Here is an 18,214-nt window from a genome sequence, read left to right on the forward strand (position 1 = left end):
CTGCTGGGCTTGACGGCCGGCATGCGCGTAACCGAGATCGCGCAGATCGAGGTGCAAGATGTGTTGTTCCCGTCCGGCGCGCTGCGCGACGAAATTAGCCGGCGAGCGGCTATCACGAAGGATGCCGGCAGCGGTGCATCTACCTCACCCACGCCAAGGCTGTTGATGCGCTGGACCCATACCTGGTCTATCGAACTTCGCGCGGCCTGCGCACGACGGACGTGCCGGGCCGTTATCGAGGCCTAGAGCCGGGAAGCAAGCTGATCCTGACGCACAAGGGCTACAAGTTCCACCTCAACACCAAGCGCCGCGTGAGCTGGGCCGGCGAGCAGGTCGATTACCTGGCGTGCGACAGCTTGCAGTCCCATGTCACGAAACTTTACCGCGATGCCGGCATACGGGGCGGTTCTTCACACAGTAGGCGGCGCACGATGGCATCGCGGCTGATCCAGCAGGGGCAGCAGGTCGAAACCGTCCAGCTTTTGCTCGGACACGCTGAAGCTAGATCACGTTCGACCATATCTCGAAATTAGCTAAGAACGCTTACGTGAGGCATTCAGCAGTGTTCTCTGATTGTCGGTTCGTAGATACATTGTAGATCAAATAGTGGTTGACGAAAGTTCGTTCATGAATCTACAATGTATCAACATCAGGAGGACTTATGGAACTATCAGTGCAGAAGTGGGGCAATAGTGCCGCTGTTCGCTTACCTACCGAATTGCTCGGTATGCTTAAGGTATCGCTGGGCGATAGGTTGAGCGTGAACGTTCAGCCGGAGGGAGTATTGCTTAAAGCAGCGAGACCATCGTATTCGCTGGCTGATCTGGTCGCACAGTGTGACCCAACGGCTCCGCAGCCAGATGACCTGGCCGCATGGGCTGACGTAAAGCCGGTCGGGCGCGAGGCATGGTGAGCCGCGTTAAGTTCGGACGCGGCGACATTGTTATGGTCAATCTAGATCCAACCGAAGGGCACGAACAGCAAGGAATGCGTCCAGCGCTGGTCTTGTCTACGAGCGCCTTCAATGCTCTCGGTGTTGTATTGATGGCGCCCATTACGCAGGGGGGTAATTTTGCACGCCATGCGGGTTTCGCGGCATCGCTTAGCGGATCAGGTATGAAAACGCAAGGCGCGGCGTTAGTCAACCAAGTGAGAATGCTCGACTTGGAGGCGCGAAAAGCAAAGCGTGTAGAGACTGCGCCCGAGTATGTAGTTGAGGATGCGCTGGCTCGTCTGCGCGCAATCACTGACTGAAGGAAAGGTTGCTATGAAGGGCTCTGGTGCAAATTATGGACAAAGGCACGCCAACCTGCCGGTGCGCCGGCTGAGTTCACGCAGCCAGAACAGCTGCCCAGATTTCGGACGAAGTTTGCCCCTGAGTTCCCAGACCTCGTAGGTCGAACTGCCCTTTGCGAATGCGATGCATGAGCTCAATACCTTGTATTGTCGTGGTAGCGGAAGTGAAGCTTTTCAAGCCCAGCATCGGTCCAAGTCTGGATTTGACATTGCGATGGTCCTGCTCGATCAGATTGTTCAGATATTTTGACGAGCGAAGCTTCGTCAAGTCAGGAAGACGTCCCTGCTCTTGAAGTTCGCGAACGGCACGGTGGGAAGCGGCATAACCGTCCAGCGTAATAGTCTCGGGTAACCGGCCTTGAGAACGTATGGCTTTACGAAAGAATGCCTTGGCCGAAGCGACGTTGCGCCGCGGGCTGAGCCGGAAGTCGACGGTATTGCCGGCCGAGTCGACAGCCCGGTAGAGATAAGCCCACTGGCCGCGGATCCTGACGTAGGTCTCGTCCACCCGCCAGGCGGTGCCAGCCGACGTCGCGAAGCGGCTCCAGCGTTTGTCGAACTCCGGTGCGTACCACTGAACCCAACGCAGGATTGTCGTGTGAGCGATCGGCAGGCCTCGCTCAGCCATCATCTCGACCAGATCTCGGTACGACAGCTTATAACGTAGGCACCAGCGCACGCAAAGGATGATGATCTCTTGTTCGAAGTGTCGGCCCTTGAACAGGTCGCTCGTGCTCGCGTGACTACGCATGTTAGGCAAAGGCCGTCATTCTAGCTGAGCTGCAGGTTTGCACCAGAGCCAAATACCTCAACAACATAGTTGAGCAGGACCGTCGCGCGATCAAACGTGTGACGAGGCCGATGCTGGGGTTTAAGTCTTTTCATGCGGCTGCCTGTGTGTTCTCTGGCGTCGAGTTAATGCACATGATCCGCAAAAGGCCAGTTCACGATTGACCGCGTTGCGAACATGTCGTTCGCGAACCACTTCTATGCGTTGGTTGGACAAATCCGTCCACTTTGAGAGCGGCCGCGCTCATCGCCAAGAAATCCGTCCCCAAAACCGCTAACGCGACACCACCGGCAGAACTGCCCCCAGCAGACAAGTATCTGTACTAATGGCTTCCAATGACTTCCCAGTTTCAGTGAATTACACGGCTTCGCCAAGTAGTCGGAAGCGTCCGAGCGCACTGGCGCCAACTACCAGGCCCGCCTCGCCAGGAAGTACTCTTGAGGCAGCGCTTTGCCGTGCGCTTTCTGTATGCGCCAGTGCGCCGCGATCGAGGGATGGGCGGCGGCGTCCAGGATGCCCTGCGCCTCTGGAAGCTGGCTAAGGTAGCGCTCTGTATTCGTGCTGGCGGCGAGGGCGCGCTGGAGCTCGTCGGCGGCCGGCGCCACCAGGTCGACGAAGCCGGGTAGGCTAAGGGCGATGACCAGGCCGGCCGGGTCGAAGTCCACGAACGCATGGACGGGCAGCGTCAGCTGGTCGAGCAGCGCCACAGCATGATCCTGTCGATACACCGGGCTCCCACGGAACAGGACCAGCGGATTGCAGCCAGCCCCGGACAGATCAAAAGTCGTGCGCTCGATGCCCGCGAATGCTTCCCAGTTCTCGACCACCAGCACGGCATCGTGGCCGTTCCGGCGGCTCGCGAGGTGCCACTCGATGTCAAGGTTCGCCCCGTCGGGCAGGTGCATCTCCCTGCCGTCGAGGAGTAGGGGTCTGCCGGGCAGAGCCCGGACGGCGACGCGATCCCGCCGTACCGTGGAAGAGGTGAGCTTTTCGTTGCCTCCGAGATCAAGGCTTTCGGCCCGAGATAGGGCATCCCACGAAGCACTCGTGGTCGTGGCCGCGTCTATCCCTTCGGTCACGCGCAGGAGCGCGGCCACATCCTGCTTGTCGCGGTCCGTGAAAACGAGAGAGGCACCTTTTGCGTGGCCAATGCCGTAGGTCTCGACGAAGCGCGACAGCGTCGCGCTGGCAGCGAAGCGGGACTTCTCGCTGTGGTACACGCGCAGCAAGCTGCTGATCAGGTTCTTTTCCATGCCAAAACGTCATCAACAACAATGTTCCCAGACCGGACGTGCGCCGGCGGGCGCTCGTTCCATGAGAATCCGATGCCCCGCGTGCCGCTGGCGCGCGCTGCGCCGACGCGAAGCGAGTGCATCACATACAGGAGCCAGGCCCGGTCATCCAGGTCCGCATAGGGCAGCTGCTGGCGCTTCCACTCCAGGGCCGACAGCGGCTCCTCCTGGGCATGCACGGCGTCGATGTAGCGCCGATACGCCACCTGCACCGGCTTGACCGGTAGCGTAACGACGCGCTTGGCGTCGGTATCATCGAGAAGCCGCCCACTTTGCCGCTCACGCACGATCGATACCTTTGCCGGCGGCACGCCTTGGGCGATCTCGGCCAGGCCGTCGCGGATCGGGCCGGACCCGAGATCAGGGTGGGAGCGGAGCTGCAGTCCGGCAAACTTCGACACCCACACCGGCGCATTGGTGAGGGAATCGGAATCGGGCGGCTCGTAGCCGGGATTCTTCTTCAGGAAGAGCGCGAAGCTGCGCACGCGTCGGGCGTCGGGCTCGACCTGCCGCAGCCGGTACAGGTAGGCCTTGAGCACCGTCGTGATGTCGAGAATCGTGGCGCGCCACTCTGGCAACCGGTCCAGGACCTGATGCCGGTAGATCGACATCAGCGGGTCGAGCAGGGTGGATGCCGCGAGCTGCTCCAGCAGCAGGTCCGTCTGCAGCATGGCCAGTGCGCTACCCAACTGCTCGACCTTGGCGATATAGAACTCGTTCTGGCGTTGCTTCTCGGCGATCGTGCTGACGTTGGCGAACTGGTTATCCGTCAGGGTGCGGAGCATCAGGAGGGTAGAGGCGATCCCTTCGCGCAGTTCGAAGACGCCGACGTCGAAGTCGGTCGCGTAATTGTCCCGGTCGTCGAGCCTATCCTCGTGGCTAGCCTTCAGGAATTCATCAGCGAGGCGCTGGAGGCGATTGATCTGCTCTCCGAAGTTGGCGCCGATGACATAATTGCGCTGGCGCTGGAAGACTTCATCCAAGTGACGGCCTAGGCTGGAGTTGAGCCTGAACTCATCATGTACGTACGGGACGAGCGCCCGGTGCTGCTGCAGCTGGCGGATCCTGCGCTGGTTGTCCTCCTCCATCGTCACGCCGCCGTTGATGTACGCGGCCGCGACCAGGTGACGATTGGCGTGCAGGGCCTCGAGGTAGGAGATGATCGCCTCGGTGTTCTCGCTCAAAGCAGGCCCCCTTGCTCGGGCGTCGCGGCTTCGTCCTCCTCGACCGCGGCGCCCTGATGCTCCATGAGGTACTCGATCACCTCAAGGATGAATTCGATCTTACCCGTCACCTGGTAGATCTCCCGGTCTGGATTCGACAGCACCAGGTAACCATCATCCCGCAGGCGCCGCATTACCTTGTCCAGGCGGCCGCGGTCCGATCCGTCCGCAGAGATGCCCTTGAGCTGCGTGGCAAGCGACTGAAGGTCGTTCCTGAAGCTCGGGTTCGAATCAATCGCGGCCATGAGCTTGTTGGCCTCGATGACGGCGCCGGCGAACAGGAATTCGTCGCTCTGCATGGCGCGCATCACCATCTCGATGAAGTGGACCAGCGGCCGCAGCGTGTGCTTGATGTGGGTGAACAGCTCGCGCGCGTCGCGGCGCTCCTCCTTCCCGCCCAGCTCGACGTGGGTGGCAAAGAAGGCGCCGCCATGCCTGGTCTTCGTGACGCGGTACCCGATTTTGCCGAGGTAGTCGTCGACAGCGGCCAGGTTCGCGGCGTCTACCAGGTATGTGTGCTCTTCCCGGTAGGCGACCGGGCAGACGAAGGCGCCGGACAGGAGGGTAGGGACGATTCTCTTAAACATTGGTCGCCTCGTTCGAATCGACATTTTCCTGCGCCCGATCGCCCTCGTCGATCCAGACCTCGGCCAGCCGGCGGTCCGGCTCGACCGTAAAGCGGTGCTTGAAGAGGGCGAGCGTGTCCGTGTCCGGGTCCGGGAAGGCTGACACCAGCGTGATGTCGTTTCGCTTGAGCAGCGCCAGCAGCTGATTCACGTTGCCGCTGTCGAGATCCTTTAGTTCGTCCAGGGACCAGACGATGTTGACGGCCGCGTCACGCCGAATACGGTTGATGAACGCGATGAAAATGCTGACCAGAACCAGGTACGACAGGCCGTTCGAGGACACGGCCTCAAGGTCGGATGCCTTCTTGAATACCCGTCGATTGCCGTTCTCGATCACTTCGCCCTGGATGCGGATCAGGTGCTTCAGGTCCGCGCGGATACCGGCCTTCGCTTCCCAGTGCTCCAGCAGCCGCTCTATCGTCTGGACGAATTCGGCCGGAGGCAGGTCTGTGGAAGCGCCATTGAGCCAGGCCCGATGGGCTTCGGCCATGTCGCAGATCGCCGCCCAGTAGTTGAGCTCCTTGATGGTCGAGACGACCTCGACGCCCACTTTTGCGATGCTGTCGAACGCCAAGTTCGTGTCCAGATAGGACTGCAGCTCGCGGTTGAACTGGTTCACCCTGCGGTGGAAGTCGTCCAGCGTGCGGTGGAAGGCCTGGACGTCACCGGCAATGGTGATCGCCTCCGTCAGCAGGATGCGCTGGTATTCCAGGTGCGCGCCCGCGAACCACTTGCCGAAGGGCTCAATCCAGTCGCGCTCGTCGGTAGAGGAAATGCTGCCACGATAGCTCTGTAAGTACTGGTCCGGCGGCGTGCCCAGGTGCGCGCCGAATCCCCGGTGCAGCTCGGCGATCTGCTTGCGGATCTCGGCCCGCTGGGTCCGTTCCTGCTCGGCATACAGGTTGGCTAGGCCGACAAGGGCGTCGAGCGTCCATGTTGGGTCGTAGACCGGGATCTCCGCGTCCGGATAGGCCTGGAGCTTGTCGATACGGTGCTGCGTGACCTGGCGCTCCCTGGTCAGGGCCTGCAGGCGCTGTTCGGCGTCCTTCGTTGCGGTCGCGAGCTGCTTGCGGCGGTGGTCCCACTTGGCTTCCAGTTCGGCTACCTGCTGCGCATGCTCGCGCTCGATGGCGCGGCTTTGCCGGGCCTTCTCCAGCCATTTCGGGTGCGCGGGCCATTCGTTGCGAAGCCAGTGCCGGTACTGCTGGACCAGCTCGATCACATTCTTGATCGTCTGCAGGTCCTTCGTGATCGCTGTGCGCTGGGTTTCGATCGAATTGATCTGCGTAGTATCCACGCCCTTCTTGCGCAGGACCTCGTCCCGTTCCGCGTCCAACTGGCGCAAGCGCCCCTGTAGCGCCGCATCCAGGCCGGCCACCTCAGCATCAATGGCTTTCTGGTCATGTGAGCGTTTGGCAAGTAGCTCGTTGCGCTGCCGATTGCATTCGGCCAGCCGCGCTACTGCCTCCGCCCGGCGCAGCGCGTCGAAATCGGTCAGGCGCCGGCGCGCGGCGGCGAGGGCAATGCGCGCCTCCTCCAGCTTCTGCTGGGCGAGCTTGGCAGCATCATTCCAGCTGGTCTCAACCAGCCGTTTTGCCGACGCCACCTCGGCCTCTGCTGCCTGAATGCGCGAATTCTGGGTGAACACCTTCTGCTCGTGCGCCTTAAATGCCTGCTCGGCCGCTTCCCGTTCCCGGCCTCGTTCGACTAGGGCATCGGTAGCGGCAGTCACGGCGGCCTTTGCTTCGGTCAGCCGCTTCTCGGCCAAGTCCATCGCCTGTTGGGCCGCCTCCTGATCCGCGAGCGAATAGGCGTCGAGCTTTTCGAGGTCGAGCGTCAGGCCGAACAGCGTGCCGCTGGATTCCTCCATGATCGGGGAGAGGTCGCTACGTGTCAGGATGTCCTCGCGCACCACTTTGGCGATGTCGAAGACCCACCTCGGATGCTCGCTGCGCAGAAATTGGAGGAGGGTACCGTCCTCGGGCATGTACAGGCGCTGGACGTTTGTAAGCTCATCTTGCGCAATTAACACCTGGCGCGCGGCAGCCGCTTTCTGCGCTTCCTGGTCGTGGAATGCGCCCTGGGCTTTGTGATACGCCGCTTCCAGCCCGCGGCGCTGTCGGTCAAGGGCATCGCGCTCGCCTCGCAGCTTGTCGAGGGCGTCTTGCTTATCTTGCAGCGCCTGACTTGCAGCCGGGTCCGGAGCAGGGTGGCTTGCCGCATGCTGCCAGCGACCCTGGTTCGCACTTGCGTCCTGGACCTCCTGGTCGAGCTCCGGCCGGCGGGCGTCATGCACTGCGCCGGCGCGTTCCTCCTCCTCTTGTTGGGCTTTGCTGAGCTGGTCAAGTGCCAGATCATACTGGTCGCGCAGCTGTCGCAACCGCTGCTGGGCCGCGTCTTTCTGGGTGCGGAAGTTGTCCTTTTCGACCTGCTTCATCCTGTCATAGCTGTTGGAGATCTCGGACTGCTCTCCAAGCAGGGCACGGCGCCTTTCCTCCAGCTGCCCGAGTTCGTCGCGCAGCTGCTGGGAGCGCGCCACCAAGGCCTCCTTCTTCTTCAGTTCCTGGCGTTCGAAGTCGGCATGCTGCTGCTCGAGGTCGCGCGCTCGGGCTTCTGCAAAGCCGGCGTCGTTCGTGGCCGCCTGCTGCTTGCCGCGCAGCTCGCCGGCCCGCGCGGTGAATCCTTCGGTCTCTTGGACCAGAGCGGCCTGGTGGGACCGTAGTTCACCACTGGTCGCATGGATGCGCAGGTCCAGGTGCGTGAGCAGGCTCATGCATTTCGCCTTCACTTCGCCCATGGACACCTCCGCCGCGCACAGGTGGCTATCGGCCAGTGCGACCGCGGCCATGGTCGGCGCCATGGTCATGACCTCGGTGTAGGCACGGTAGTGCCGTGGCCAGTCCTCGATCTTCCTTCGGTCGCCCGAGACCGACAGCGTGCTTCCCTGGTCGGCCACGCACTCGACGACGATGCCCTGCAGGTCGTCGAAGTTGGTCTTGCGGCGGAACATGCCGGCGACGATCTTCTCGATCTGGGGGAGGGGACGGTTTGTCGGCGTGACGGAATAGTCCGCTGTCAGCTCGCGCAGGTAGCGCTGGCGCTGACGATCGCGCGTGGCCGATGGAATGGCCTGGATGATCGCCCGGTATTCCGACAGCGATTCGATCTGCTGCTCGCAGCACTGGAAGCCCTGCATCTTCAGGTGCTTGACGAGGCCGTGGGCGCGCACCAGTTCACCGTCTGGAACGACGAATTGGCGCGGCTCGAAGCCGTGGCGGATGAAGCGGTAGATGACCTTCTCGCCATTGCGGTCCGAATGAACCGCGACCTGGCGCTTCTCGCCATGGCGCTCGTATTCGAAAACGATGTAGGATGTGTCTCGGGGCAGGTAATACCCGACGAACGATTGGCGCCCGGCCTCTTGTGTGACGATCCGGTTCGGGCTCTCCCCGTAGAACACTGGCAGCAGCTGCAGCATCGACGTCTTGCCGGCGCCATTCCGGCCCGTCAGCACTGCGCCATCGTCAACCGGCATGTCAACGATTCTCCCGCTGCTCAGGGAGTCAATGAGAACCATTCGGGTGAGGGCGTATCGGTTGGATTCTTCAGCTGGCGGCTTGTGGATGACACCAGGGAGGCCGGGGAGCGGAGATTGTGTCGTCATGCTTTACCTTAGCGCGTTACTTGAGGTGTCGCAATAAATTATCGCCGCATGTTGCGGTGCTACTGCCGTACGTATTGACACCGTCTGGGCAGTTTGATTTTCAAAACACGGGCCTTTTGTACTCCTGGCCAGCCGACAATTCTCACTCGACATTATTATTTGCAATGTCGAGTTCGGTACATGCCATCGTAAAGCATGAGGTTGGAGCATTACAGCTATCACGAACCATCATTGGACAAGCCTTGTGCGCCGCAGCATAATGCATATGTCTCCTCTATTCTCCTCCAAGGATAGATTCAGCCCGCTTCCCAGCGGGCATTTTTTGTCTGTTATCCTCCAGTCTCTGACGCGTAGCTTCCAGCATTCCTTGGTCTGCCACGGGGCAAACAATACTGGCGTTAAACGTCGGCAGGGAAGGTCTGCTCTTTACGACCCAGCCGTTCGCGCGTCACTGTGCGTCCGTTGTGATCTCTCGGCATTTATCCCTTATCCCGTTCAGTCTGTTGTCCTTATCCTCTGGCAGATCCTGGGCAAGATAGGCGTCACTGTTTGAGGACGCTGGCACAGGTGCTGACAATTCTTCTGTAAGAGCACTCCGTATTAAAACGTGATGCGTCAGGAAAACCCACTGATGCTGGTTAGCTGCCTGACCACACAAATGCATTGCTCCGTGTTCGATCATCCGTGCCTCAGCAACTTCGCTCCCATGCCTGAGCCCAAGACCCGAGGCGACTCGGAGCTAATCTCCCATCTCATTCGTCGCGTCAGCTGCTCGCTTCAACCTGCCGACCGATATCTTTCTTTGTGATTTGGCAACAGCTGGCCAAAGTGCTGACCGTTCCCGGGCCCGTGCGTCGGCGATAAATCCGGTGCGTGAAACGCTGGAACCGTTCAACAAATCTACTCAACATAATGGGAACTATGTTGGGTAGAAGCCGGACATAAACAAAAAACGGTCTTGCTTAAATAATTCGACTTAATGTCAGCTAGGTCGAAAGTTTGGTTTTGACACTCCATTTAATACCGCTGAGTCTAGGCTTACCTTCCTCATCTATTAGCATTCAACCACTTGCGCTACGCTGCCACGGCCTGGCGCTCTTCTGGAACTGTTCGCTGTGCACTCATCGAACGGCATCTAGCCTCCCGTGACAAGTTGCGAAATCAACGCGTTGAGGTGCGCCTCGCCTAGTCGCCTGGACCGTCTCGTAATTCTTCCCATTGCGGTTTCGGGGGCGGTGGACTTTGAACCCCTTCAAGCCCAGCGCATGTCCCTGAGGGCACTCACCAACTCGGGCCGCATGATGAACTGGAAATGCCCCGTGTTCTCTTCCGCCTGGTCCTCCTTCGAAAACGACAAGGTGGTCCACCAGCACGGCGACCCGTCGGCGTGACGCTCTTCTGGGGTAAAGCCAAGCCTTTCAGCGACATGTAAAGCCAGCGTGCCGTATTGCAGATTTGCTGCGTTGTAGTTTTCGTATTCTGCGGCCGCGGCCAGCTGTTTTGTGGTGATGGTCGCATCCGGAGCCCGGCATTGCGCCCGCAGCATGGCGAAGTGGCTGGAGGGCAGATTTTTGTCGCGGACGGCGAGCAGAGCCGCTTTGAATTGTTCAGGCGTGGCGATGGGATATGCGCTGGTACCGATCATGATGTTCTTTCGTGGGGGTGAAGAGCGTAAGGGGCTTCTAAATTATTCAAACCAGCCAAGGAGCTTGACGGCCTTGGCCAGCTCGTGGTTCATCATCATTTGGATATGCCCTGATGGGGATTTCGTTTGTAGCTCGACACAGAGCATGCCGCTATAGAACGGCGCGTCGCGTTTGCCGGCACGTTCGAAACTGGCGTCGAGCGCCTCTCCCACCATTTTGCCCAGCGTACCGTACTGAGTGTTCGCGGTGCGATGGTCGTCGGATCCGACAGCGTTGGCCAACTCCGTGTAGGTCACGGTACGGTTGTGCGCCAGGTAATGACGCTTGAGCATTTTCATCTGGTTCTCAGCGAGCTTCCCCTTACCCAGGAGTAGTGTTGGCAGGACCCGGGCGTAGTCGACCGCTGCGGGCACGACGAACGCTTGTGCGGCACGCTGCATGAACCGAAACACCTTGCTGTGGTCGGTTTCGACACCATGCTCGCTGAGGAATGATGCGATCTCGCGCCAGGTGTACTGCTTGTCTCTGAGCGCATTGATCGCGTCCACGTGGTCTTCGAGCCTTGTTCTCAGCGGCGCCGCCTTTGCCTTGGCAAGCAGGTCGACTGGATTGATCATGGCACCCTCAATAGTTAAAGTACAAACAGGATGCAACAAAACGCAACAAATAGCAATGAATACAACAGAACGTTTTGAGTGCAACGGAAGGTCCAACGTGGCTAAGTGGGCATCCAGTGGTTTGCTCAACGACGGCTTGGCGATACGCTAGGGCGTGCTTCCTATTGTCCTCGTCGAGTGAAAACGGCGCTCATTCAGCCGACAGTTTTGATCTAATTCACTCTTTGGGGTGTTCCACGCCGTTTGTCTAGGAGGGCTGAGAACTTCTTACTTAATAAGAGCTAAGTAAGAAGTTACTCCTTTACAGGTGTTTTTATCCTTGTTACTGTACCTGTATCCCGTCCATAGAAATTGCTCATGTACGTCCTCATCCTGACCCTGTTCCTGTCTTCCAGCCCCAATCCGGTGCTCACCTCCACCGCGACCGAGTTCTCCAGCGAGCATGCGTGCAATGCTGCCGCCGCCAGGATGGCCAAGGAATTCAAGTCAAGCTATGGCGAGCATCTGCCACGCTTCACCCTGGTGTGCGTGGCCAAATGACGGCGCCAGCATTAATCCAAGCGCCGTTGACCATTCCCGATCGCATGTGGTTTGCGACAGCTCGGTTGGGACATACGCTAGAAGAACGCGCACCTGGCGATACCTCGGCATTTGCGCATTGGCTCAACGATGGTCGGCTGTACCTGAATCCGTGGCCCGGGCGTCCTGACGAGTTTGAGACGCGCCTGCGGCACGTTCAGCCCGGCGACGCTGTCTTCGCATATGAACCTGGCATTGGCATCCGCGCCATCGGTCGCGTGAGCGACCCTCTGGAACTTGCCGACGTCGGTCCCAATGCGCTCTTCCCACGCGACGGATCGATCGTGCTCGCAATCGCTGTGGACTGGAATACGACGGTCACCCGCACCGTCGGGCAAGTATCGGAGGCTTCTGCAACTGGCTCCTCTGCGTTCAAGTCATGTGGTCCAGGCACGCGTTTCTATCGGATGGCCGTCGAAATGCTGCGGGAGGCACACGACCGGCACTGGACCGACCCCGACGCCGGCGAGGCGGCCGCCATCAAACGCATTGCATCGAGCCGTGCATATAGCCCGAAGACAAAGGTCCAGCTGGGCCAGGCACGCATCGGCCAGGGACGCTTCCGTGCCGCGGTGCTGGCACGCGAGCCACACTGCCGCGTAACGGGCACGCTGCAAGCGCGCTACCTGGTGGCCAGCCACATCAAGCCGTGGGCCGTGTGCACCGGCGACGAACACCTTGACGGCGCCAACGGCTTGATGCTCGCGCCGCACGTCGACCACCTGTTCGATACCGGCCTGATCAGTTTCGAGGATAACGGTGACCTAGTGCTCGCGTCCTCGCTCGACCCGCAGGTCCTGCAGGCATGGCACATCGACGCCGGCGCCAACGTCGGGCGATTCGCCCCCGACCAGGCGCGCTATCTGGCGTACCACCGCCAGTTCGTGCTCGGACAGCCTCGCCCCCGCCGGCGGCGCAATCTCGTCGGCGACGTGCCGACCGGAGCCGCTTTCGATGACCTGCTGGCTGCCGGCGGTGAACAATGAGCGGCCTGCCGGTGATGAAGGAGCGAACGTGACCCGACCCATTTTCCAGCCGTCGGACGACGAGGCGCGGATCCTGATCAACAGGCTCCAGTCGATCAATGCCGCGCATCCCCTTAACCAACGCGACCATGGTCCGTTCGTGCGGGCGTTCGTTCGCGCAGTCTATGAGGCGACGGGCAAGACCTTCAGCCCTGTCATCTATCGCCGCCTGCTCGACGCGTATGCGCCCGATCGGCGTCCGTCGACGTCGACGCTCGAACGTGCCAAGCAATCTCTTCTTAACGAGCTCGACCTCGAGCGCGAAGGGGCTGCGGAGATCGCTTCCGCCGACGCGCTGCACCTGGGAGCGCTGATCCGGAACGCCGTGTTCGAGGCTGTCGGAGCCTATCCAGTACATCCGCCCCACGTTGCCGGCTCCAGCGCCAGCCCAGGTACCGATGTTGCGTTCTGGCGGGAGCGAGCGGCAGAATCCGAGCGTGCCGTTGCGGAGGCGCAGGCACAGGCAGCACGTCTGGCCGGCGAACTGCTCGCAGCACGAGCGTCCTTCGATGCGGCGTCCGCGGAGCTGGCGGCAGCACGCAATCAGATCAGGGACCAGGCAGCGCAGATCGGCAAACTTGCCGCCGAATTCGAGCAGGCACGTCTGTTCAGCATGCGCGCGATCGACGACGCACGCGGTGAAACCCGGGCATGGCGCGAGCGCTGCGCCAGTGTCGAAGCGCAGGCAGTCGCCCGTGCGCGAGAAGACAATATTCTGCTCGAGACGTTCCGCCAGCTGGCTTACCAGCGCGGCGCCGCAATTCCCCCGGTACTCCAGAAAGGTCCAAAGTGAATGACAGATTGATAGCACCTTTCCTAGCGACCGATTTGATGGTCCCTGCCCCGCAGCCCGGGCATGTGCTGGGCCCGGTCGAGGACGACTGGGATGCCGCCGAGGTCTGGCTGCGATCGGTCGCACGCAAGAGCCAGAGCCGTTCCAACGCGACCGTGACCACCTATAGGTTCCACCTGGCCAAGCTGCGCTGGTATTGCGAGAATGTGCGCCGCATTACACCGTCGCGCTGGAGCCTGCAGGACGTAGAGGCTTTTAAAGACTTCCTGACGGACCTGCCGGCCGACGCCCTGTGCGCACGCAGCGGCAAGCGGTACGCAGGGCCAGGTGATGCAGGATACACGCCCTTCCGTACGCAACCTGCCGCCGGCAGCCGCTCGGACATCGAGCGCTTCGTTCATGCGCTGTTCAAGGCATGGCATGGCAGCGGCTACATTCGCATCAATCCGATGGCTTTGGAAGGCGCCGGAGATCGCAGGTCGATCAACGCGCGGCGGGCCGTCGACGTGAATCTCTATGAACTTGTCCTGGAAACGATGGAGGAAGAAGAATTCGACAGGCCTGCCGCCCGCCAAATCAATTTGCGCGATCGCTTCATCCTGGTCGCGCTGCGCGAGTTAGGGCTGCGTGCGAGCGAACTGGTAGGTTCCGTCATGGGCGCCTTCCAGCAGATCCCCGACACGAAAACCAAGCGCCACTACTGGGTTTTCCAGGTCAGCGCATTGGTAGCCAAAGGCGGTAAACAGCGGTGGGTACCGGTTACGCAGACTTTGCTCAAGGTCCTGGTGGACTATCGGGTGGCGTTCGGATTGCCCCCGCAACCCGAGTTCGAAGAGGGAACTGCCCTGCTCCTGTCGCCGCAAACCCGGGCGGTCAAGATTGCGGGTAAAGCCGTGCGCGGAGCGGCCGACCGCCGCTTCTTCGGCGCCTGGCAGGAGCTGACAACAAGACAGTATCTGTATGAGATCGTCAAGAAGCGTTTGAAAACAACGGCTGATATGCTCCGTACAACTGATCCTGTACTGGCCGTGCGGCTTGAACAGGCTTCGCCACACTGGTTCCGACACACGTTCGCGAAAGCAGCGCTGTTGCACGGGCAGTCCATGCGCGAGGTGGCGAACTTGCTGGGACACAAGAGCATGGACACCACCATGGTCTACACCAACCAGGATGCACTGGATTCGGTCCGTGCATTTGAGCGCGACAATATCGGCGTGGCACGCGAAGCGTGATGCTCCAGCAGTCGCTAAACCGAAGATCGAGACCTGCCCAACCGGTTGTCTGGTTAGTTGGGCGGGCACGGCGAATTTGCACGGCAAAGTTTTTAGGGAAGATTCTTTATGGTGGCGACTGAACTGTACCTAGGCGATGCGTCTGCGTTTTACCATCGCTTCGCTGGCTTGGTTGGCGCGAGCTGCTGGCACGATCGCGTCACGCAGTGCAAGGCAGAGATTGCTGGGAACGAACAGCTACGTCAACATCTGGAGCGCGAAAACGAGGTTGCGTTTGGACTTGTCCAACTTGAAGCCCTTGTCGAGCAATTTGGACACTACGTGCCAAGCGAGCAGCTTGAAAGTGCTGGCCTGCTTCCGGTGATTGCCCTTATGGCGCAGATCATGTCGCTATACGATAGCCTTCCTCCTGGCGAAGCCGACCGGCTAGTAGGGCGCGTGCGAGGCGGCTTCAAAAACCCTGACGACATGCGTGGACTGCGGCTGGAGCTGACGACAGCCTCTCATTTCACACGTAAAGGATATAAAGTCCACTGGCCCGCCCCCCCTGTCGGCAACACGCCGATTTTCGATCTACTTCTCGCGAATATTGGTGAGAACGGTCTTGAGGTCGAGTGCAAGGCGGTATCGGAGAATAAGGGTCGGAAAGTCCACCAACGCGAAGCTATCGAGGTCCAGTCACTTCTGCTGCCTCGTCTTCAAGCCATGACCGAAGCGGGGCTGCGAGTCGGAATCTCGCTCGTGCTGACGCTTTCAAAACGGTTGCCCACAGCATTTGCAGCGCGACGTCTACTTGTTGATGAGGTCATTGGTGCGGTGTACGCCGGCGTTGAGCACTCGGTCCTACAAGATGGGACGCATGTGCGGGTTCGCTATTTCGATCCATCAGTAGTTACGCAGAAGCACATGAACGATCGGCGCGAATTACGCCAGCTCATAGATAAAATTTCCGGCACCCCGAATCGTGAGTCGATGTTGCTGGGCTCCCCAATGGGCGGTGCTATTCTTTCAACCATTCAGTCGTCTGAAAGCGATGAGTTCAAGGATGCCGTAATGGATACTGCAAAGAGTGCCGCGAAGCGGCAGCTCAGCAAGACCAGGGCAGGCTTTGTATTGATCTCCCTAGACGGCTTGGACTACGATCAGTTGAACTCTATCGGGGAGGACGACAGAACAGGTTCTTCCTCCAAATTGCACGAGATAGCCCAAGAATTTCTAGGCTCGAGCAATCGGTCTCATGTCGTGGGCATTGGGTTCACCAGCCGCAGTAGCGTACGTTCCTCACATCGTGGGGTCATCGATACAGGAGGTTCAGCCTACTATTTTTACAATAGGGCTAGCCCGTTTTGGCACCCTGACTTTGAAAAGCTCTTTTCGGTATGACAAGCAGCCGTCGGCACGATCAGGCATGGAATGGCCACTTACTAGCCATGGTCAATCATCCCCTGCTCTGTCTGGATTGGTCGCTTCCTCGGCCTGCTGCATCATGTGAAAGCCCTCGACAACGGGTGCCAGGATCAGCCACCAGGCATAGACCCCGTAACCGCTGCTGCACAGATTTGAGCTGGCGAGGCCATGTGCTACCTGGTTGCGGAGATTCGGCCCGAGCGGCTTGCACATCAGGGCCCGGATCGTGAAAGTCAGGTGCTCGCCAAACTTCCCCTTCATTTCCGGCAAATCGACCAGCGCCGACAGACCCAGCTCCATCTCAATGCCGTCCTGGCGCGTCGAGGTCTGGGCGCCAGCCTCCTTGAGCACCATGCGCACTATGTGCGCGAACTGCGGAACAAGGATGTGAATTGCCTGGACGAAATCGCGGCAGTAGCCGGCGTACAAGCCTTGGACGACCAGATCGGCACGATCGGCCGGTACCAGTGCAGACAGGTGCGTGATGGTCAAAAAGTCATGCGGCGACAGGTGGCACTGGTGGCGAATTACGTCGAGCGCAGGGTCAATCAGAGCGCGGGCCGCGATGTCGGCCCGCTGTGCACCTGCCTTGATCATCTCGGCTTTCAGGCGCCGCTCGCGGCTGTCCGCGTCGCCAACCCCGTCCTCTACCGCGATGACGCGGCCGTCCTCATCCAAACTGGTGGTCGAGAACAGCGCTGCGATGCCGTCCAGGCCGGTCTCGGCTTCCCGGCGCAGCGCATCAAGGCTTGGCGGGAATGCAATCCGGCAGAACGCGAAAAGTGCCTTGGCAGGTGGTAAGCCCTGTACCAGGCCTGCGGCCTCGGCTACCAGGTCGGTGATGTTGAAGCTGTGGCTCACCGTTCTCATGCGCGATTGCCGGGACGCTGAATCCGCGCTCAGTAAACCCGACGCGGCACCGTAAAAGAGGTTTGCTCTTGTACAGGCGACCGTTCGGCGCCGATCCCCATCAGGTTTGCGCGCTCCATAGACGAAGCATCGACAACCAGCATTGGCGTTCTACGATGAAGCGCAAGCAAGCACGTCATACCAAACTCGTCGTCGCGTGCGTTGTATCGGGCGGCCAGCTCGACATAAGACAAGTCCGTAGACGTCCAGCGCGCGCCCTTCCGCTTCACATCCTGCAGAACGCGTGTGGATGCTGTGAACCCTAGAAATTCAGCTTCCTGAGGTTTTTCGGTAAGCAGGCGCACAGGCGGGTTGTCATACAATGGCATCACGTACATCTTCTCGTTGGAACGGTCCGGTGGGGTACCGGTCACACACGTCGCCAGTATGCCCGTAAGGCGATGATACAAAGCTGATGGTTGCCCCTGTCTGCCTTCGCGCCCGTCGATAGCCCTCGCCATCGCTCGTGCGCCAAGGATGCGTTCGTAGGTCAGCTCGGTGGTTAGCAGGGTGTATCGTCGCCGTACAGCATGGAAGTCCTCATCGAGCGCCAGACGGAACAATTTGATGCTGTCGACCACACGCGCGTAACTCTCGAGTTCGATCGTTGATTCCCCCCTCCCAACCTCGACGTTCGGAAAGTCGACCAGCCGGTACAGGGTGGTCTCCCTGGACAGCTTGGGCAATGCGGTTGGATCAGCCCCATAGCGGGCACATAGGAACGTAACAAGTGTCGTCGCAACGTTCCTCGGAAGGCCGCGGTATCCATTTAATGGATCGAGACCGACGAGCGTAACGAACGAGTCGGGATGGTGATCAAATGGTCGACCCAGCCGATCGTCGTTCACGCCCACTTCGATGCAGTCATCAATCAGGTCACCGAGGGCGTAAAAGCACGCGTCGCGCTCCCAGCCGTGACGCACTACGTAGTAGAACCGCACGACGGCCTGCGTGACTTGAGCGATCAACGCACTCGGCGTACCACGCGTGCGCGCGACTAGCTCGGCCATGGCATTCATGGCCCAGACATGCAGCTCCGGATTGTTCGATTCAAGGATTGCGAGCAAGGCTAGGTGTTTAGACTCGTGGGATCATGTACCCATTCGTAGCTGGCC

The 18,214-nt window shown here is 60.1% G+C and carries 16 protein-coding genes and 2 pseudogenes; 9 read left to right on the top strand and 9 right to left on the bottom strand.

Annotated elements, in window-relative coordinates:
• From QWL29_RS24755 to QWL29_RS24765, 3 genes and pseudogenes are all read left to right on the top strand, one after another.
• Positions 1 to 246 (top strand): annotated as a pseudogene (locus QWL29_RS24755) (hypothetical protein); the annotation flags it as partial.
• Positions 247 to 661: 415 nt separating this feature from the next.
• Positions 662 to 913, top strand: coding sequence for an AbrB/MazE/SpoVT family DNA-binding domain-containing protein (locus QWL29_RS24760; RefSeq protein ID WP_305825518.1), 252 nt, complete (start codon positions 662 to 664; stop codon positions 911 to 913).
• A complete protein-coding gene (locus tag QWL29_RS24765) occupies positions 907 to 1,254 on the top strand; it encodes a type II toxin-antitoxin system ChpB family toxin (protein WP_305825519.1) in 348 nt (115 codons plus the stop codon). The genes QWL29_RS24760 and QWL29_RS24765 overlap by 7 nt, the downstream gene beginning before the upstream one ends.
• Before the next feature lie 76 nt (positions 1,255 to 1,330).
• Here QWL29_RS24765 and QWL29_RS24770 read toward each other — a convergent pair whose 3' ends face one another.
• On the bottom strand, positions 1,331 to 2,047 hold the full coding sequence (locus QWL29_RS24770) for an IS6 family transposase (protein ID WP_305825520.1): 717 nt from the start codon (positions 2,045 to 2,047) through the stop codon (positions 1,331 to 1,333).
• A gap of 44 nt (positions 2,048 to 2,091) precedes the next feature.
• Between QWL29_RS24770 and QWL29_RS24775 the strand changes: the two are divergent.
• Positions 2,092 to 2,250, top strand: a pseudogene (locus QWL29_RS24775) (DDE-type integrase/transposase/recombinase); the annotation flags it as partial.
• A 243-nt stretch (positions 2,251 to 2,493) separates the two neighbouring features.
• Here the strand turns inward: QWL29_RS24775 and QWL29_RS24780 are convergent.
• The 6 genes from QWL29_RS24780 to QWL29_RS24805 all read right to left on the bottom strand — a co-directional run bounded on the left by QWL29_RS24780 (position 2,494) and on the right by QWL29_RS24805 (position 11,154).
• Positions 2,494 to 3,339 carry a DUF7281 domain-containing protein gene (locus QWL29_RS24780; RefSeq protein WP_305825521.1) on the bottom strand — a complete coding sequence of 282 codons (846 nt, stop codon included), beginning with the start codon at positions 3,337 to 3,339 and terminating at the stop codon, positions 2,494 to 2,496.
• Complete coding sequence (locus tag QWL29_RS24785) at positions 3,324 to 4,562, bottom strand: hypothetical protein (RefSeq protein WP_305825522.1); 1,239 nt, start codon at positions 4,560 to 4,562, stop codon at positions 3,324 to 3,326. Before QWL29_RS24785 ends, QWL29_RS24780 begins: the two co-directional genes overlap by 16 nt.
• Positions 4,559 to 5,188 carry a condensin complex protein MksE gene (locus QWL29_RS24790; protein ID WP_305825523.1) on the bottom strand — a complete coding sequence of 210 codons (630 nt, stop codon included), beginning with the start codon at positions 5,186 to 5,188 and terminating at the stop codon, positions 4,559 to 4,561. The genes QWL29_RS24785 and QWL29_RS24790 overlap by 4 nt, the downstream gene beginning before the upstream one ends.
• Positions 5,181 to 8,891, bottom strand: a complete 3,711-nt coding sequence (locus QWL29_RS24795; protein WP_308636158.1) for an ATP-binding protein — start codon at positions 8,889 to 8,891, stop codon at positions 5,181 to 5,183. Before QWL29_RS24795 ends, QWL29_RS24790 begins: the two co-directional genes overlap by 8 nt.
• 1,252 nt (positions 8,892 to 10,143) lie before the next feature.
• The gene (locus tag QWL29_RS24800; protein ID WP_305825525.1) at positions 10,144 to 10,536 is read right to left on the bottom strand and encodes a hypothetical protein; all 393 of its coding nucleotides are present in this window, start codon (positions 10,534 to 10,536) and stop codon (positions 10,144 to 10,146) included.
• A 42-nt stretch (positions 10,537 to 10,578) separates the two neighbouring features.
• Positions 10,579 to 11,154, bottom strand: a complete 576-nt coding sequence (locus QWL29_RS24805; protein ID WP_305825526.1) for a hypothetical protein — start codon at positions 11,152 to 11,154, stop codon at positions 10,579 to 10,581.
• A gap of 357 nt (positions 11,155 to 11,511) precedes the next feature.
• On the opposite strand from QWL29_RS24805, the gene QWL29_RS24810 reads away from it, so the two are divergent.
• The 5 genes from QWL29_RS24810 to QWL29_RS24830 all read left to right on the top strand — a co-directional run bounded on the left by QWL29_RS24810 (position 11,512) and on the right by QWL29_RS24830 (position 16,166).
• The gene (locus tag QWL29_RS24810) at positions 11,512 to 11,694 is read left to right on the top strand and encodes a hypothetical protein (protein ID WP_305825527.1); all 183 of its coding nucleotides are present in this window, start codon (positions 11,512 to 11,514) and stop codon (positions 11,692 to 11,694) included.
• Between the two features lie 26 nt (positions 11,695 to 11,720).
• On the top strand, positions 11,721 to 12,719 hold the full coding sequence (locus QWL29_RS24815) for an HNH endonuclease (protein WP_305825528.1): 999 nt from the start codon (positions 11,721 to 11,723) through the stop codon (positions 12,717 to 12,719).
• Positions 12,688 to 13,551, top strand: a complete 864-nt coding sequence (locus QWL29_RS24820) for a hypothetical protein (RefSeq protein WP_305825529.1) — start codon at positions 12,688 to 12,690, stop codon at positions 13,549 to 13,551. Before QWL29_RS24815 ends, QWL29_RS24820 begins: the two co-directional genes overlap by 32 nt.
• 65 nt (positions 13,552 to 13,616) lie before the next feature.
• Positions 13,617 to 14,783, top strand: a complete 1,167-nt coding sequence (locus tag QWL29_RS24825) for a tyrosine-type recombinase/integrase (RefSeq protein ID WP_305825530.1) — start codon at positions 13,617 to 13,619, stop codon at positions 14,781 to 14,783.
• Between the two features lie 108 nt (positions 14,784 to 14,891).
• Complete coding sequence (locus QWL29_RS24830; RefSeq protein ID WP_305825531.1) at positions 14,892 to 16,166, top strand: hypothetical protein; 1,275 nt, start codon at positions 14,892 to 14,894, stop codon at positions 16,164 to 16,166.
• Between the two features lie 51 nt (positions 16,167 to 16,217).
• On the opposite strand, the gene QWL29_RS24835 is transcribed toward QWL29_RS24830, so the two are convergent.
• Together QWL29_RS24835 and QWL29_RS24840 are read right to left on the bottom strand one after the other, a co-directional pair.
• A complete protein-coding gene (locus QWL29_RS24835; protein WP_305825532.1) occupies positions 16,218 to 17,060 on the bottom strand; it encodes a DUF4209 domain-containing protein in 843 nt (280 codons plus the stop codon).
• Between the two features lie 29 nt (positions 17,061 to 17,089).
• Positions 17,090 to 18,166 (bottom strand): hypothetical protein, encoded by a 1,077-nt coding sequence (locus QWL29_RS24840; protein WP_305825533.1) that lies wholly within the window; start codon positions 18,164 to 18,166, stop codon positions 17,090 to 17,092.
• Positions 18,167 to 18,214: the final 48 nt, after the last annotated feature.

Source organism: Massilia brevitalea (assembly GCF_030711405.1).
Taxonomy (GTDB): Bacteria; Pseudomonadota; Gammaproteobacteria; order Burkholderiales; family Burkholderiaceae_D; genus Telluria; species Telluria brevitalea.